Genomic DNA, 15,831 nt, shown 5'->3' on the forward strand with positions numbered 1-15,831 from the left:
GCCGCGGGGGTCGACGCGGCGCGGCTCACCCACCCTCACAATCGGCGCCGCACTGCGCCCCTTCGCACGCCGAGACCGCCGCTGCCGCCGGCGCGCCGCTCTCGTACAGCATCGCGCACAGCTCCCGGCACGCGGCGTCGCCCGCGGCGCACGTGCCGGTGCACGCGAGGAGCGCCCGGCACGACGGGTCGGCGACGCACGCGTCCATCTCGGCGGCGCACCGCGCATACCGGCAGGACTCGCAAGGAGACAGCGGTGCGCGCGACGGGCACTGCACGTTGCACCGCTCGGCCGCACAGCCGCCTTCGAGCGAGACGCCGGAGATGCCCTCCCGGTGCGCGGTCATGCACGTCTGCCGACAGGGCTCCTCTCCAGGAGCGCAGCCGAGAAGGCAGTTGGCCAGGGCGGCGCACTCCGCGCTCCGCTGGCACGCGCAATAGCGCTCCTGGCAGCGCAGCGCGAGGCACGTCGTGCAGGGATCGCCGAGCGACGCGCAGGCGTACTCCGCCTCTCCGCCCGCCCCGCCGCCAGCCGCGGTGGAGCTCGCCCCGCCGCTTCCCCCGGCGCCGCCCGCTCCCCCGGCGCCCGCGCCGCCGGACCCGCTCGCGCCGGCGCCGCCCGCGCCGCCGGAGCCGCCCGTCCCGGGGCTGTCCGGCGCCGAGCCGCAGGCCGCCGCGAGGAGCGCCACGACAGCACACGTCTTCCAGGAAGAACAGGTCATGGTCGACGCTACCCCGAAGGCCGGCGGCGGCTCAAGGCGGGGTGACGGGCCCGCGTGCTACCGTGGCCCCACAAGGAACCTCCACGATGGCCCCTCTCCTCGATCGAGACCTGGAGCGCTACGTCCACGACCACACCGAGCCGCCCCCCGCGCTCCTCGACGAGCTGCGCGAGCACACCCTCGCCAGCGATCCGCGGGCAGGCATGCAGGTGGGGCGGGTCGAGGGCGCCCTGCTCAAGCTGCTGGTCGCCCTCATGCAGGCGCGCCGCGTCCTCGAGATCGGCACCTTCACCGGCTACTCGGCCCTCAGCATGGCCGAGGCGCTCCCGCCCGACGGCGAGCTCATCACCTGCGACCGCGACCCCGACGTGACCCGCGTCGCCCGGTCGTTCTTCGACCGCAGCGAGCACGGCAAGAAGATCCGGATCGCGCTCGGCGACGCGCTCGACACGATCCGCGCCCTGCCGGCGAGCCCGGCCTTCGATCTCGTGTTCATCGACGCCGACAAGGAGCGGTATTCGGCGTACTTCGAGGAGGCCCTCCCGCGCGTCCGCCGCGGCGGGCTGATCGTCGCCGACAACACCCTCTGGGGCGGCGAGGTCCTCGCCCCCGAGACCGCGGACGGCCGCGCCATCGCCGCCTTCAACGACCTCGTCGCCCGGGATCCCCGGGTCGAGCAGGTCATGCTCTCCGTGCGCGACGGGGTGACGCTCGCGCGCAAGCGCTGAGGGGAACCGACGGGAACCAAGGGGAACCAAGGGGAACCGCCCCGCCCGCAGGCCGCCGCGCGCGTCCGAAATCCCTCCGTGAATTCCAGCGCGCGGCGCTAGAGTCCAGCCAGCATGCTGCTCGCCATCGACGTCGGGAACACGAACATCAGCTTCGGGGTGCTGGAGGGCGACGTGCTGCGGCACCACCTCCGCTGCGAGAGCGCGCGCTCGCGGACCGCGGACGAGTACGCGGTGCTCGTCCGGCAGATGCTCGATCTCCGCCGCGTCGACCTCGCCCGCATCGACAGCGCGATCATCGCGAGCGTCGTGCCGACGCTGACCGACACGATGGTGGGGCTCGTCGAGCGGGCCTTCGGCATCGAGCCGCTCGTCGTGGGCCCGGGCATCAAGACCGGCATGGCCATCCTCTACGAGAACCCGCGCGAGGTCGGCGCCGACCGGATCGTCAACGCGGTCGCGGCGCACGAGTGGATGAAGCGGTCGCCCGAGCCCGCGCCGCCACCCGCGCCCGGCCGGGGCGATCACGCCGCCTCCGGCGTCATCGTCGTCGACTTCGGCACGGCGACAACGTTCGACTGCGTGACCCCGAAGGGCGAGTACCTGGGCGGCGTCATCGCGCCGGGCATCCAGATCAGCGCCGAGGCGCTCTTCTCCCGCGCCGCGCGGCTGTCCCGCGTGGAGATCGCGCTCCCGCCCCGGGTCGTCGGCCGCAACCCCGTCCACTCGATGCAGTCGGGCATCGTGTACGGCTACGCGGGGCTCGTCGACGGGCTCGTGAACCGCCTCCGGCGGGAGCTCGGCTACCCGTGCCGGGTCATGGCCACGGGCGGCCTGGCGCGGCTCATCGCGCCGCAGACCGAGACGATCGAGGTGGTCGACGACGACCTGACGCTCACCGGGCTGCGCCTCATCTACGAGCGGAACGCCGAGCGCGGCAGCGGGCCGGCCCTGCATCCGCCCGCGGCGGGCGGATGCGGCCAGGGTTGACGGCGCCCGCGTCCGGCCGCGCTTCTCGGCCCGCACGCGCGCCCGCGCTCGCCCTCGCCGCGGCGCCCGCGGCGCTCGCCCTCGCGCTCCTCCTCGCCGTCCTCCTCGGCGCCGAGCCCGTCTCGGTCGAGCGCGCCCTCTCGGGCCCGGGCCTCGACCGGACGCTCCTCCTCGACGTGCGCCTCCCGCGCGTGCTCCTCGCCGCCATCTCCGGCGCCGGCCTCGCGGCCGTGGGCGCCGCGTTCCAGGCGCTGCTCCGCAACCCGCTCGCCGAGCCCTACGTGCTCGGCGTCTCCGGCGGCTCCGCGCTCGGCGCCGCGCTCGCGATCGCGCTCGGCGTCGGCTCGGCGACCGTCCTCGGCGCCACGCTCCTGCCCGCGGCGGCGCTCGCCGGCGGCCTCGTCGCGACGGTGCTCGTCTACGCCATCGCCCGCGGCGCGGCCGAGGGCACCTCCGGCGCCTCGATGCTCCTCGCCGGCGTGATCGTGAACTCCATCGCCGCCGGCCTCATCACGTTCCTCAAGACGATCGTCTCCCCCTCGCGCTCCCAGCAGCTGCTCCGGTGGCTCATCGGCTTCGTCGAGCTGCCCACGGCCCCGGTCCTCCTCGGCGTCGCCGCCTACGTCGTCGCGGGCTGCGCGGTGCTCCTGGCCGACGCCGCGCGCCTGAACCTCCTCTCGCTCGGCGACGAGTCGGCCGGGACCCTGGGCGTCGACGTCCGCGCCGTCGAGCGCCGGATCTTCTTCGCGTCCTCGTGCGTGGTCGGCGCGATCGTCAGCCGCACCGGCCTCATCGGCTTCGTCGGGCTCATCGTCCCGCACGCGGTCCGCCGGCTGGCCGGCGCGGATCACCGGCGGCTCCTGCCGCTGTCGCTCGTCGCCGGCGCGGTGCTGCTCACGACGTGCGACCTCCTCGCGCGCGTCTCGTTCCGGTGGCTCGGCACGGAGCCGCCCGTGGGCGCGGTGACCGCGGTCCTCGGCGGGCCGCTGTTCCTCGCGCTGCTCCGGCGCTCGCCGCGCCTGTGAGGGCGGCCCAGCGCGCCGGCCGGCCGGCGCGCGCCCTCACAGGCGCGCGGCGCGTGGCCCGCGCGAGCCGCCCCGGGCGCGTCAGGCCATGCCGAGGAGCTTGTTCATGCTGGCCTCGTCGGCCGGCGTGAACGGGTAGCGATCGAACTCGGCGCTCGTGACCCACCGGAACGCGTTCACGGCCAGCGAGGCGAGCTCGCCGCCCTTGATGTGACACTCGTAGAGGTACAGGTCGACGATGTAGCGCTCGTACGGGTGGCTCACGAACGAGATCAGCTGGCCCACCTCGATCTCGACGCCGAGCCGGTGCCGGACCTCGCGCTTCAGCGCGGCCGCGTCGGTCTCGGACTCCTCCACCCGCCCGCCGGGGAACTCCCAGAGCATCGGCAGCACGGCGGTCGGGCGGCGCTGGGTGATGAGGTATCGGCCGTCCTGTTCGATCACGGCGGCGACCACGCGGATGGTGCGGACCATTTCCATGGCGAGTGCCTCAGAGATGCCCAGCGTACGGCGGGGCGTGGGGTTATGCGAGCGGGACGGTGGCGCCCTCGGAGCTCGGGCCGCGCGGCCTCACACGGACACGCGGAACAGCTGCTGGCCCATGAGCAGGATGTCGCCGCCGGCGACCTCGGCCTCGCCGAGGACGCGCAGGAAGGTGCCGTTCGAGCTGCCGAGGTCCGTGAGGAACAGCCGGCCGCCCTGGTGCGAGATCTGGCAGTGGAGCCCGGAGACGTAGCCGTCCTCGGGGAAGAGGATGTCGCCGCGCTCGCGCCCGAGGTGCAGGCCGGTGTCGGGGACGGGGAACGCGTTGCCGGTCGCGTCCCTGCCGATGATCAGCGCCAGGCGCGCGACGTAGCCCTTCGAGGGGCTGCCGAGCCGCTCGACCCCGTCGGGCGTCGCGGGCGCGGGGGCGAGCGACTCGACGCGGACGATCTCCTGGCCGATGCGGAAGACGTCGCCGTTCTCGAGCTGCACCGGCGTGTCCCTGCGCAGCCTGCGGTAGACGCCGTTGAGGGAGCCCTCGTCCTTGATGAAGAGGCGCCCGCCCTTGATCGAGAACGTCGCGTGGCGCGGGGAGAGGTAGCTGTCGCCGCCGAAGATCGCGCCTGCGTCGCGCCCCACGGTCGTGGGGTTCGTGGGCAGGGTGTACGAGCCGGCCTCGGTGCCGTCGGCCCGGAGCGCCGTCAGCACGACGTTCGCGGCGCCCGACGTGGACACGACCGGCGCGGGCGGCTGCACGGAGGCGCCCGCCGGCTTGACGAGCTTGAAGCCGCAGAGCGCGCAGAACTTGTTCGTCGGCGGGTTGGGCTCCTGGCACTGCGGGCAGACGACCGTCCCCGCGCCGGCCGACGCCGCGGGCGTTGACGGCAGCGCGGCGGCGGGCGCGGCGGCCGCGGCCTTCCTGCTCGTGCCGGTGTCCTCGCCGCGGACCGGCACGGAGAACGCCGCCGGATCGACGAGCGCGGGCGGCGGGGGCGCGACCGCGGGGCCCTTCTGGGCGCCGGTGCCGATGGCCGTCGGCTCATCGCCGTAGGGCTGGTTCGACCGCGAGGCCGCCGGCACGCCGTGGGGCGGGGTGCCCGCCGCGAACTTCTTCGGCGAAACGTCGCGAGGCAACTCGGCGCCGCAGCCGAGGCAGAACTTGTAATGGTCCTGATTTTCCTTGGAGCACTTCGGGCAGGTGATCACCAGGCCTCCTCACAACGAGCGACCGGACGGGGTCTCAAGGCGAACGGCGGCGGGAGCATATTCGCCGCGGCCGCCCTCTGTCGACAGTCTGTCGCTCCTTCATGCGCGGCCGGCCGGCGGAATGTGCGGGCGGCCGGCGGAATGTGCGGGCGGCCGGCGCGGGGCCCGGAGCGGCCGCCGGCTCGCCTCGCCGGCGGCGCGCCCCCGCGCGGCGCTCACTTGACCAAGAGCGCGAGCGCGTCGCGCACGAGATCCCCGAGCGGGGCGCTGTCGACCCGCGCGCCGAGGGCGGCGACGGCCCGTTCGGCCTCGGCCGGCCGGTAGCCCATGCGGGTGAGCGCGCTGTGCAGGAGCTCCTGCTTCGAGCCGACGGCTGCGGGGGGCGGGGCCGCGGCGGAGGGCGCGACCGAGGGGAGGTTGACGAGCTTGTCCTTCAGCTCGAGGACGAGCCGCTCGGCGGTCTTCTTGCCGACGCCGGGGATGGCGGTGAGGCGCGCGGTCTCCCGGCGGGCGATGACCGCGGCGAGCTCCCCCGCGCCGAGCGCGCTGAGGATGGCCACGGCGATCTTCGGGCCGATGCTGGAGATGCCGATGAGCACGCGGAACGCCGCCCGGTCCTCGCGCGTCGCGAAGCCGTAGAGGAGGAGCGCGTCCTCGCGCACGTGGGTGTGGACGAACAGGGTGATCGCGTCGGAGCCCGACGGCGCGGCGATGCCGCGCGCGCGCCCGACGGCGCCGAGCGGGACCGTCACCTCGTAGCCGACCCCGCCGACGTCGAGCACCACCGTGCCCTCGTCGCCCTCTTCGACGACGTGGCCGGAGAGCCGGCCGATCAATTGACCTTGGCCCCTTGGTGGATCCACCGGCGGATGGCGTCGCGCTCCGCCGCGGGCAGGGTGTCGCCGGTGTAGGGCATCGGGGCTCCACACTGGTCGGGGGCGCACTCGAGGTCCCCGCAGCTCAGGGTGTCGTCGAGCTTGTGCATGAGGAAGCTGTTCGCGGGGTCGCCGGCCGCGATCCGGGGCATCCCGGACGGCGCGCGCGACGGGACGCCGACGTTCTGGGCCACGATCGCGTCGATCTGCGCCGGCGTGGCCTGCTCGCTCACCGCCGGGCCGAGGTAGGCGAACCCGGCCGAGCCGGCCTCGGCGCCGTGGCAGGTCGAGCTGAACGAGCAGGACCGCTGGAAGACGGGGAGGACGTCGGTCGCGAAGCTCACCGCGGGGGTCGCGCCGTCGAACTTGCCGTAGTCGAAGCACGCGGTCTCCGCGGTCCCCGGGCCGTCGTCGCCGCCGCACGCGGCGCCCGCCGCAGCGATCAGGAAAATCAAGAAGAATTTCCGCACGTTCACCCCTCGCAGCTCGTTTCTCGGGGCGCGACCCTAGCAGAACTGCGCGCGCTCCGTAACGCGCGACGTCGCGCCGCGCGTGGAGCCCGGGTCGCTCCGGCGCGGCGGGCGCGGTGCTTGGCGACGGCCGCGCGGCGCGGGGAGCAGGGCCGCGCGCCGGGCGGAGATCGCCGAGCGTTTGGCCGGCCGGCGCGGCGGCGGGTAGGCTGGGCGCCGCATGAGGATTGGCCTGGGCATCGGCTCGATGGGGCTCGCGCTCGCCGCGCTCGCCGCCGGGTGCGGCGGGGGACGGGACGCGGTCGAACAGCAGCTCGCCGAGCTGCGCGCGGAGCTCGTCCGGGTGCGCGCGGACAGCGCCGTGCTCGCGGACCGGGTGGGCTCGCTGGAGCGCGCGCGGGTCGCCCCGCGCGTCGCGGCGCGCCCGGACGAGGCCGGGCCGCGCGCCGCCTCCCCGGAGGAGCTGGACAGGCCCGACCTCGAGGTCGTGCGGCTCGCGCCGGAGGACGACGGCGCGCGGCCGCCGGTGCTCCGCTCGACCGCGCGCGGCGTCGTGATCGACGAGCCGCCGGGCGGATCGCCGCCGCCGAGCCCGCCACCCTCCACCCCGTCGAGGCGCAAGCGATGAAGTTCCACCCGAAGGCAACGCTGGTCCCGCTCTCCCTGGCGCTCGCTGCGGCGCCGCTGCTGGCGCTCGCCCAGGAGCAGGGGGGCGGGGAGGGCGCCGGCCAGGGGCCGGGCGTCACCGTGGTCCAGCTCCCGCCGGCCCAGCCGACCGTCGAGACGCAGGTCGTGGTGCCGGGCTACCCGCAGCCGGGGTTCGATCCGAACGCCCACCTGCCCTCGAGCTCGCGCGGCACCACGGACACGTCCCGCGCGTCGGACGGCTTCGATCTGGGCCGCCGCGGCGAGGGCCCCGCCTCGGTGCGGGGCAGCGCGAACGGGAGCTACGTCGTCGAGGGGCAGGTCGTGCCCGAGTCGCACTCGGTGCGGCGCGGCGACACGCTCTGGGACATCTCGGGCAGGTACTACACGAACCCCTACGCCTGGCCGCAGGTCTGGGCGTTGAACCCGCAGCTCCAGAACCCGCACTGGATCTACCCGGGCGACCGGATCCGGCTCCGCGACCCGAACGAGGCCCCGACCCGCGGCAGCATCGGGCTCGGCTTGACCAAGGCGGGCCGCGGGGGGCGGGTGCCGGCGAAGACGATCTTCCTGCGCGACCTCGGCTGGGTCGACGACGTGAAGAAGGACACGTGGGGGGAGCTCGTCGCCAGCCCCGACGACCAGATGCTCCTCAGCGAGGGCGACGACGTCTACCTCCGCCTCTCGGGCGACCACGAGGTCGCGATCGGCCAGGAGCTCACGATCTTCCGCGAGATCAAGAAGGTGAAGAGCGGCGGCGACGACAAGGGCGAGCTCGTGACCGTGCGCGGCACCGCGCGCGTCGATCGCTACAACCCGAAGACGCACATGGTGCGCGCGCGGCTCATCGAGTCGCTCGACGTGATCGAGCGCGGGGACCGGGTCGGCTGGGTGGCGCGCCGCTTCGACGTGGTGCCGCCGGCGAGCGCCGACGCGGACCTCGAGGCGCGGATCATCGCGGCGATCTACCCCTACCAGCTGTTCGGGCAGCACCAGGTGGTGTTCATCGACAAGGGCGAGAAGGACGGGGTGAAGCCGGGGCAGCGCTTCTTCGCGGTGCGGCGCGGCGACCGCTGGGTGCAGCAGCTCGGGGGCGCCGGCAAGCTGGCGACGCTCCGGCCGCGGGTGCAGGACGAGCGGCCGGCGCAGGTCGACGCGCCGAAGTTCGGCATCGACGAGGAGCTGCTCCCGGACGAGACCTACGCCGAGCTGCGCGTGCTCAACGTGCGCGAGCGCACGGCCGCGGCGCTCGTGACGAGCGCGATGTACGAGGTCGAGCGGGACGCGGTGCTCGTCTCGCGCAAGGGCCTCTGATCGCCGCCGCGACGCGGGGACCGCCGCGGCGCGGCGCCGTGCGAGGTCGGGCCGCCGCGTCGCCGTCGCCTGCGTGGGGGCGCGATCCGCGGCGGTGCGCGGCGGCACAGCCGGGGCATCGCCGCGCCGCGGCTCGCGACCCGGACGGCGGGGGCGAGCGCCGCGCTGACCGCGACGAAAAGCGCCATCGCGGAAATGTACGGCGACGCGCCGACGCGTGTACGTGGAGGCGTGGAGGGCGAGGAAGGCGCGGAGTCGGAATGTGCATGGACGCGCGGGCGTCGGCGCAATGTCTCCACGAGGGGGGCGCGGCCGCGGTATGATGTTCCGTCTATCATGCGTCGCCGCGCAGAAGCCCAGTCCGAGCTGAAGGGCGTGGATGGAGAGCCTGCCACGCAGCGCTCGTTCGAGAGCGCGTCGGAGCGCTGCGCCCCGAAGAGCGGATCGCTGTCCGAGGTGCTCGGCGACGGCGCGATGCGGGGCCCCCGATCGAGCGCCGCGCCCCCGAGCCTCACCGGCACGGCGCCGGAGGCGCGCGGCCACGCGCTGCGCGAGCGCGGCAACCTGCTGCTCCGGCGCAGCGACTACGCGAGCGCCGCGCGCGACTACGACGAGGCGCTCGCGCTGTTCCAGGCCGCGGGCGACGCGCCCGGCCAGGCCCAGGTGCTCATGGATCGCGGCGCGCTGCGCCTGCGGGAGGGCGTCCCCGTCCAGGCGGTGCGCGACTACGACGAGGCGCTCGCGCTGTTCCAGGCCGCGAGCGACCGCGCGGGGGAGGGGGAGGCGCTGCGGGCGCGGGGCTTCGCGCGCGCCGAGGAGGGCGATCTCGGCGGCGCGGTCTGCGACTACGATCTGGCCATCCAGCTCTTCCTGCAGCTCGGCGATCGCGAGCCGCTCAAGCCGCGCGCCGGGTCGCGCGGGGCCGCCCCCGACGCCGACGGCGCGGGGCCCACGGAGTCGCCCCGCGCCCGCCCGCACGGCGCGGCGCACGCGCGGGCGCTCAAGGCGCGCGGCGATCTGCGCGTCCGCCTCCGCAACCTGCCGGGCGCGGCGCGCGACTACAGCACCGCGCTCGCGCTGTTCCAGGGCGCGGGGGATCGGAGCGGGCAGGCCAGCGTGCTGAAGGCGCGCGGCGACATGCGGCTCGGCCAGGACAACATGACGGGCGCGGCGCGCGACTACGACTGGGCGCTCACGCTGTACCAGGCCACCGAGGACCACCTCGGCCAGGCCGGCGTGCTCAAGGCGCGTGGCGATCTGCGGACCCGGCAGGAGGATCTCGCGGGCGCCGAGCGGGATTACGATCAGGCGCTCGAGCTGTTCACGGCGACGCGCGACGTGCTGGGGCAGGCCGCCGTCCTGAAGGCGCGCGGGGACATGCGCTCGCTGCAGGAGGACCTCGTGGACGCGGTGCGCGACTACGACCGGGCGCTCGCCCTGTTCCGCACCGGCTTCGAGCGCCGCGGCCAGGCCGCGACGCTCAAGGCGCGGGGCGATCTCCGCCGCAAGCAGTTCGAGCTGGTGGCGGAGCTCGTGGGCGTCGCGGCGGCCGACGCGTCGGACCTGGAGGACGCGCTCTCGGACTACGAGCAGGCGCTCGCCCTGTTCGAGGTGCTCGAGGACGGCGCGGGGCAGGCCGGGGTGCTCCGGGCGCGCGGCGATCTCTCGCGCATCCAGGGGGATCTCGGCGCGGCGCTCGCGCTGTACCTGAGCGCGAAGCGGCTCCTGGACGTCTCGGGCAACGCCGCGGAGCTCTCCGCGACGCTCGCCGAGATCGCCCGGACGCACGCGCTCGCGGGCCGCGCGGCCGAGGCCCGCGCCGCGGCCGAGCAGGCGCTCGCGCGCGCCGATCGCGCGACGAGCCCCGAGGTCCGCGAGCTGGCGGAGGCGGTCCTCTCCGGCCGGATCACGGCGCGCCCGGAGGAGGGCGCGCGCGACTCCAGGGTGCCCGTCAGCCCGGGGCGCTTCGAGCGAGAGAGGTTTTGAGAGACCGAAGGGCAGAGGTTCTACTTTAAGCTTTCGTCTCTCGTCTCTCGTCTCTCGTCTTCCGTGCGCGTCCTTCGTGCGCGTGCGCGTTGATTCCGAGTGAATCGCGCACGCGCACGAAGAGGGAAGAGGGAAGAGGAGAACAGAAGACGAGAACGAGAGACGGAGGATGGTCTCTCAGTGCCGCCGCCCGCCGCGCGCCGGCTTGCCGCTGCCGCGCGGGGTCGGCTTGCCGCTGCCCCGTGCGGCCGGCTTGCCGCCTCCCCGCGGTCCCGGCTCGCCCCCGCCGCGCGGCGCGGGCTTCTCCGGCGGCGCCTCCGTCGTCCGGACCACGAGCAGCGCTCGCCCGCGATCGAAGGTCGGCGTCACGCTGACGTAGCCGTTCTCGCGCGCAAAGCCCGCCATGTCGCCGCGGTGCTCATCCATGTACCGGCTGAAGCGCGTCCAGAGATCGCGCGCCTCCTCGTCCGGGAGGGGTGCACCGTCGATGGAGGCTGCGAGGTTCGATCGATCGCTCACGGGATCCTGCGCGCGTCTCGGGGTGGCGTACCGGCAGGGCGCGCCCGCTCCGCGCGGCACAAGCGTGCCTGCGCGCGCGCAGCCCGGCAAGACCGCAGCGAGCGCCGCCCCACCCCACCGGCGCCCCATGCGCGGCGGCGAGCGCTCACTGGATCCCGTACTCCTTCAGGCGCCGGTAGAACGTCCGGCGCGGCAAGCCCACGACCTGCGCCGCCTTCACCCGGTTCCAGTTACAGCTCGAGAGCGCCACCAGGATCCGCTCGCGCTCGCTCGCCTTGTGCGCGTCGAGCGACGTCTCGACCCGGTGAGGCTCGCTCGACGGCGGGGCCCGGCCGGCGCTCGATGGAGCCCCGCCGCCGCCGAGCGGCGCCCGCGACGGGGGCGGGGCCTCGGGGCCACGGAGCGACCGCGGCGCCGCGTCGGGGAGCTCGAAGTCGTCGCTCTCCAGCTCGGGGCGGTCCGACAGGACCCACGCGTTGAGCAGCACGTTCTCGAGCTGCCGCACGTTGCCGGGCCAGCTGTACGCCGACAGCCGCTTCAGCGCGGCGCGCGAGACGCTGCGGCGATCCCGGCCGTAGCGCGCGGCGAAGATCCCGAGGAAATAGTCGATGAGCAGCGGGATGTCCTCGATCCGCTGGCGCAGCGACGGGACCCGCACCTCGACGACGTGCAGCCGGTAATAGAGATCCTCGCGGAACGTGCCGCGCGAGACCATGTCGGCGAGATCCCGGTGCGTCGCCGCGATGACCCGCGCGTCCACCGGCTCCTCGCGCGCGCCGCCGACCGGGCGGACGACCTTCTCCTGCAGCACCCGCAGCAGGCCCGCCTGCATCTTCTGCGGCATCTCCCCGATCTCGTCGAGGAGGATCGTCCCGCCGGTCACCTCCCGGAAGAGCCCCTTGCGGTCGCGATCGGCGCCCGTGAACGCGCCGCGCATGTGCCCGAAGAGCTCGCTCTCCAGGAGGTGCTCCGGGATCGCGCCGCAGTTGACGCCCACGAACGGCTTCTTCGCCCGCGGGCTCGCGTTGTGGATCGTCCGCGCGACGACCTCCTTGCCAGTCCCGCTCTCGCCCGTGATGAGGATCGGGATGTCCGTGTCCTTCACCCGGTCGATCAGCGCGTACACGCGGCGCATCGCCTCGCTCGTGCCGACCAGGCCCTCGTAGCCGAAATGGCCGCGGATCACCGCGCGCGCCGAGCGCAGATCCCGCCGCGTCGCGGCGAGCTGCGCGGTGCGGTGGCCGAGGAGCTCCTCCAGCTTGGCGCGCGCGGCGCGCAGCTCCTCGTTCGCGCGCTCCAGCTCGCGGGCGCGGCGCTCGTTCTCGCCGACGAGGCGCGCGGTCTCGATCGCGATCGCCACCTGGTCGGCCAGCGCCGTCAGCGTGGGGAGCTCGGCCTCGAACTTCGCCGCCGCGCTCAGGCGCGTCTCCAGGTACAGCGCGCCGATCACCTGCCCGCTCCGCTGCCGGATCGGCACGCAGGCGACCGACTGCAGCATGAGCTGGTGGACCGAGACGTAATCGCTCATGCGCGCGTCGTCCCGCGCGCTCGCGGTCACGACCGGCTCGCCCGTGGAGATCACCCGCTCGGCGATCGAGCTGGAGAAGCGCGCGTGCGGATCGTCCCCGGCCTGGTCGCGCGAGGCGTGGATCGAGAGATCGACCGCGCCCTCGCCCGCGGCGGGCGGCGGCTCGCCGCGCGGCGGCCGCTGCAGGATGATGAACCCGCGCTCCGCCTGGAGGAGCGCGATCGCGTGATCGGTCACCTTCGCGAGCAGGCGCGTGAGGTCGTGCTCGCCCGCGATCTCCCGGTTGATCTCGAGCACCCGCGCCAGCCGGTCCTCGCCCTGCGCGGGCGCCGCGCCCTGCGCGGGCCCCGCGCCGGACGCCGGCGCCGCGCCCGTCTGGGCGAACGGCACCGTGCGGCTGCTCATCAGCTCGAGCATCGCCGCCGCCCGGATCTCCTTGCGGCGCGCGTCGTTCCAGAAGACCTCCCTGAGGTCGCGCGGCAGCTTCGAGGCGATCTCCTCCAGCGTGATCAGCGCCTCCTCGCGGTCGTGGCGCGCCCGGATGAGGTGCCCCCGCTCCGTCTCGAGCTGCGCCCGCGCCTCCAGCGCGCGCCAGATCCAGTCGCGCTGGCCCGCCGCGCGCGCCGCCTCGAGCGCCTCGTCGTACGCCGCCCGGGCCCGCCACTCGTCGCGCGCGAGCGCCGCGACGCGCCCGCGCGCGAGCGCGAGCAGCGCCCGGTGGGCGCCGGTCGTCCCGAGGCGCTCCGCCGCCACGTCGATCTCCTCGCCGAGGGCGCGCGGGTCCGCGCCGGCGCGCGCCACCGCGAAGAGCACGCGCTCGAGCCGCGCCTCGACCCCGTCGATCCGCCGGCCCATCGCCTCGTACGCCTCGGCGCACTCCAGGCAGAGCCGCTCGGCCAGCTCGAGGTCGCCGGAGCGCGCCGCGTGCTCCGCCTCGAGCGCGAGCAGCTGGGCGTGCTGCTGCGGCGCGAGATCCGCGCGCTGGGCCGCGAGCGCGTCGAGCGACACCCGGGCGCGCGCGAGCCGCCCGAGGTAGAGGTCGAGGTTCGCGAGGTTGAGGAGCGCCTGCCGGATCGTCGTCACGCGGCCCGAGCGCCGGCCCAGGTCGACGGCCGCCTCGAGGTGGCGGATGGCCGCGCCGAGGTCGCCCTGGAGCTTCGTGAGCGCGGCGAGGTTCAGGCGGGTCGTCGCGAGCGTGCCCGCGTCGCCGGCCTGCTCCGCCGCCGTGAGCGCCTCCTCGTAGACGGTCTTCGCCTCGCTGAGGCGGTCGTCCCGCTGGAGCGCGAACGCGAGCGAGACGAGCGCGACCGAGAGGATCCGCGGCTCGCCCGTGAGCCGCGCGAGCCGCACCGCGTGCTCCAGCGAGCGCTTCGCGTCCTCGTGCCGCGAGGCGAAGCTCTGCGCGAGCCCGCGCGTCGCCACCGCCTCGGCGACGATCGCCTCGGGCGAGGCGCCGAACGCGGCGGCCGTCGCGACCTCGGGGCGCGGCGCGCCGGGGAGCTCCGCCTCGAGCTTGACCGGGCCCACCCGCTCGACGGCCTCGCCCGCGCGGCGCTCCGCCTCGACGTAGTCGCCGGTGCGGAGCAGCGCCCGGGCCATCTGCAGCGACCAGAACGCCGCCTGCGCGCGATCGCCCGAGGCCTCGACCTGGTCCTTCACGCGCGCGAGCTCCGCGAGCGCCCGCGCGGCGTCGCCGCGGTTCACGGCGAGCCGCGCGCGCGCGATCACCACGACGGGCGAGCCGTCGCTCTGCAGCCGGCCGAGCGCCTCCGCGGCCGCGTCGAAGTGGCCGCGGTCGAGCAGCCGGTGGATCTCTGCGGGCGGCAGCGCCGCGGCCTCGGCGCCGGCGCCGCCCGGCCCGGACGCCGCCGCCCCCGAGGCGGGGGGCGCCTCGAGCAGCCGATCGACGTCCTCGGTCGACGCGACGGGCGCGCGCGCGATGCGCGCGACGATCTCCCGGATGCGCCCGGGCCACCGGCCCGCGCGCGCGACGACGTGCGCGGCCACCGCGTCGCTCAGCGACGGGATGGTGCGCTGCACGAGCTCGCGGGCGACCTGCTCGTCGAGCGGCGCCATCTCGAAGCGTTGGAACCCGCCGGCGAAGGCCGCGGCGCGGCCGGGCGAGGGCGCGGCGGCCGCCGGGGCGCCCTCGGCGCCGCCCGCCGCGCGCTCCTGCGGGGCCCCGAGCACCAGCACGAGCTTGCCGCCGGCCCTCCGGACCTCGTCGAGCCGCTCGATCTCCGCGTCGCCGAGGCGATCGGCGTCGTCGACGAGCGCCGTCACCCGGCCGAGATCGTGCGCCGACAGCTCGATCGCGAGCGCCCCGCGCGGGTCGGCCACGCGGGCCGCCTCGACCCACGCGACGGCGTAGCCGCCGACCTCGAGCGACCACGCGATGCGCCGGAGCAGCGCGCTCCGCCCGGAGCCGGGCGGCCCGGCGATCGAGAGCCCGGAGCCCGCGGGCAGCGCCATGATCTGCGCGAGCAGCCGGCCGGACGGCGCGTCCAGCCCGACGATCGGCCAGACCACCGCGCCCGCGCCCGCGTCGGGCCGCGCGCCCGGCTCGGCGGGCCCGGCGGGCTCCTCGCTCGGCCCGCAGGGGAGCCGCGCGGCGCGCCGGAGCGCGTTCGCGAGCTCGTCCGCGCTCGGGTAGCGCGCGTTCGGCTCCTTGGCGGTGGCCCGGTCGACGACCTCCTGGAGCGCGTCGACGACCTTCGGATCGCGCTCGCCCTCGCTCTGGCGGAGCGCCTCGGCGAGGGTCGCGCCGAGCGCGAACACCTCGGCGCGGACGGTGAGCGGGTCGCCCTTGAAGAGCTCGGGGGCGGCGTAGCGGGGCGTGAGGCCCACGGGCCGCGAGCCGTCGTCGCGGAACGGCGCGGCGAGGCCGAGGTCGACCAGCGTGGCGCGCCCGCCCTCGCCGACGATGACGTTCGCGGGCTTCACGTCGCCGTGCAGCAGGAGCGCGCGGTGCAGGCGCGTGAGCTGGTCGGCCGCGTCGGCGATGGCCGCGAGGTTCCTGGCCAGGTCGCCCTTGCGCGCGAGCAGGTCGGCGAGGCTCGTGCCCTCGACGAGCTCGCGCACCATGAAGGGCCGCCCCGACGCGGGCAGCCGGCCGAAGCGCAGCACGCGCGGCACGCCGAGGCCCTCGACGCCCGACAGCGCCGCCGCCTCGCGGACGAGCGCGAGCACCTCCGGCTCGTCCGCGTCCTCGCCGAGCGTCTTCAGCGCGACCGCCTTGCCCGTGATCCGGTCGCGCACCGCCCACACCTCGCCGCCGCCGCCCTTTCCGAGCGTTCCGATCGGCTCATACCGCGGGGGGAACAGCGGGTGTGACGTCACGC

The 15,831-nt window shown here is 75.6% G+C and carries 13 protein-coding genes; 6 read left to right on the forward strand and 7 right to left on the reverse strand.

Annotated elements, in window-relative coordinates:
* Positions 1–25: 25 nt before the first annotated feature.
* A complete protein-coding gene (locus WMF20_RS02330; RefSeq protein ID WP_437610323.1) occupies positions 26–721 on the reverse strand; it encodes a hypothetical protein in 696 nt (231 codons plus the stop codon).
* Positions 722–807: 86 nt separating this feature from the next.
* Between WMF20_RS02330 and WMF20_RS02335 the strand changes: the two genes are divergently transcribed.
* The 3 genes from WMF20_RS02335 to WMF20_RS02345 all read left to right on the forward strand — a co-directional run bounded on the left by WMF20_RS02335 (position 808) and on the right by WMF20_RS02345 (position 3,464).
* Positions 808–1,449, forward strand: a complete 642-nt coding sequence (locus WMF20_RS02335; RefSeq protein WP_437610325.1) for an O-methyltransferase — start codon at positions 808–810, stop codon at positions 1,447–1,449.
* Between the two features lie 114 nt (positions 1,450–1,563).
* On the forward strand, positions 1,564–2,439 hold the full coding sequence (locus tag WMF20_RS02340) for a type III pantothenate kinase (protein ID WP_437610327.1): 876 nt from the start codon (positions 1,564–1,566) through the stop codon (positions 2,437–2,439).
* Positions 2,436–3,464 (forward strand): FecCD family ABC transporter permease, encoded by a 1,029-nt coding sequence (locus tag WMF20_RS02345; protein ID WP_437610329.1) that lies wholly within the window; start codon positions 2,436–2,438, stop codon positions 3,462–3,464. Before WMF20_RS02340 ends, WMF20_RS02345 begins: the two co-directional genes overlap by 4 nt.
* A gap of 81 nt (positions 3,465–3,545) precedes the next feature.
* On the opposite strand, the gene WMF20_RS02350 is transcribed toward WMF20_RS02345, so the two are convergent.
* From WMF20_RS02350 to WMF20_RS02365, 4 genes are all read right to left on the reverse strand, one after another.
* Entirely contained in the window at positions 3,546–3,944 is a 399-nt protein-coding gene (locus tag WMF20_RS02350; RefSeq protein WP_129572823.1) for a (deoxy)nucleoside triphosphate pyrophosphohydrolase, read from the reverse strand.
* Positions 3,945–4,034: 90 nt separating this feature from the next.
* The gene (locus tag WMF20_RS02355; RefSeq protein ID WP_437610332.1) at positions 4,035–5,153 is read right to left on the reverse strand and encodes an FHA domain-containing protein; all 1,119 of its coding nucleotides are present in this window, start codon (positions 5,151–5,153) and stop codon (positions 4,035–4,037) included.
* Positions 5,154–5,368: 215 nt separating this feature from the next.
* Entirely contained in the window at positions 5,369–5,989 is a 621-nt protein-coding gene (gene ruvA / locus WMF20_RS02360; RefSeq protein WP_129572825.1) for a Holliday junction branch migration protein RuvA, read from the reverse strand.
* Positions 5,986–6,504, reverse strand: a complete 519-nt coding sequence (locus WMF20_RS02365; protein WP_129572826.1) for a hypothetical protein — start codon at positions 6,502–6,504, stop codon at positions 5,986–5,988. Before WMF20_RS02365 ends, ruvA begins: the two co-directional genes overlap by 4 nt.
* 214 nt (positions 6,505–6,718) lie before the next feature.
* Between WMF20_RS02365 and WMF20_RS02370 the strand changes: the two genes are divergently transcribed.
* The 3 genes from WMF20_RS02370 to WMF20_RS02380 all read left to right on the forward strand — a co-directional run bounded on the left by WMF20_RS02370 (position 6,719) and on the right by WMF20_RS02380 (position 10,443).
* The gene (locus WMF20_RS02370) at positions 6,719–7,126 is read left to right on the forward strand and encodes a hypothetical protein (protein ID WP_237244956.1); all 408 of its coding nucleotides are present in this window, start codon (positions 6,719–6,721) and stop codon (positions 7,124–7,126) included.
* On the forward strand, positions 7,123–8,457 hold the full coding sequence (locus tag WMF20_RS02375; protein WP_437610334.1) for a LysM peptidoglycan-binding domain-containing protein: 1,335 nt from the start codon (positions 7,123–7,125) through the stop codon (positions 8,455–8,457). The genes WMF20_RS02370 and WMF20_RS02375 overlap by 4 nt, the downstream gene beginning before the upstream one ends.
* Before the next feature lie 336 nt (positions 8,458–8,793).
* Positions 8,794–10,443 carry a tetratricopeptide repeat protein gene (locus tag WMF20_RS02380; RefSeq protein ID WP_437610336.1) on the forward strand — a complete coding sequence of 550 codons (1,650 nt, stop codon included), beginning with the start codon at positions 8,794–8,796 and terminating at the stop codon, positions 10,441–10,443.
* Between the two features lie 177 nt (positions 10,444–10,620).
* Here the strand turns inward: WMF20_RS02380 and WMF20_RS02385 are convergent, their stop codons facing one another.
* The gene (locus WMF20_RS02385) at positions 10,621–10,962 is read right to left on the reverse strand and encodes a hypothetical protein (RefSeq protein WP_437610338.1); all 342 of its coding nucleotides are present in this window, start codon (positions 10,960–10,962) and stop codon (positions 10,621–10,623) included.
* A 145-nt stretch (positions 10,963–11,107) separates the two neighbouring features.
* The gene (locus tag WMF20_RS02390) at positions 11,108–15,829 is read right to left on the reverse strand and encodes a sigma 54-interacting transcriptional regulator (protein ID WP_437610340.1); all 4,722 of its coding nucleotides are present in this window, start codon (positions 15,827–15,829) and stop codon (positions 11,108–11,110) included.
* Positions 15,830–15,831: the final 2 nt, after the last annotated feature.

The sequence above is a fragment of the Sorangium sp. So ce834 genome (assembly GCF_051521425.1).
In the GTDB taxonomy this organism is placed as follows: Bacteria; Myxococcota_A; Polyangia; order Polyangiales; family Polyangiaceae; genus Sorangium; species Sorangium cellulosum_D.

Bases quoted from the DNA above. Each gene is read 5' to 3' on its own strand.
- WMF20_RS02330 (WP_437610323.1), bottom strand. From the start codon at position 721: ATGACCTGTTCTTCCTGGAAGACGTGTGCTGTCGTGGCGCTCCTCGCG.
- WMF20_RS02335 (WP_437610325.1), top strand. From the start codon at position 808: ATGGCCCCTCTCCTCGATCGAGACCTGGAGCGCTACGTCCACGACCAC.
- WMF20_RS02340 (WP_437610327.1), top strand. From the start codon at position 1,564: ATGCTGCTCGCCATCGACGTCGGGAACACGAACATCAGCTTCGGGGTG.
- WMF20_RS02350 (WP_129572823.1), bottom strand. From the start codon at position 3,944: ATGGAAATGGTCCGCACCATCCGCGTGGTCGCCGCCGTGATCGAACAG.
- WMF20_RS02370 (WP_237244956.1), top strand. From the start codon at position 6,719: ATGAGGATTGGCCTGGGCATCGGCTCGATGGGGCTCGCGCTCGCCGCG.
- WMF20_RS02375 (WP_437610334.1), top strand. From the start codon at position 7,123: ATGAAGTTCCACCCGAAGGCAACGCTGGTCCCGCTCTCCCTGGCGCTC.
- WMF20_RS02380 (WP_437610336.1), top strand. From the start codon at position 8,794: ATGCGTCGCCGCGCAGAAGCCCAGTCCGAGCTGAAGGGCGTGGATGGA.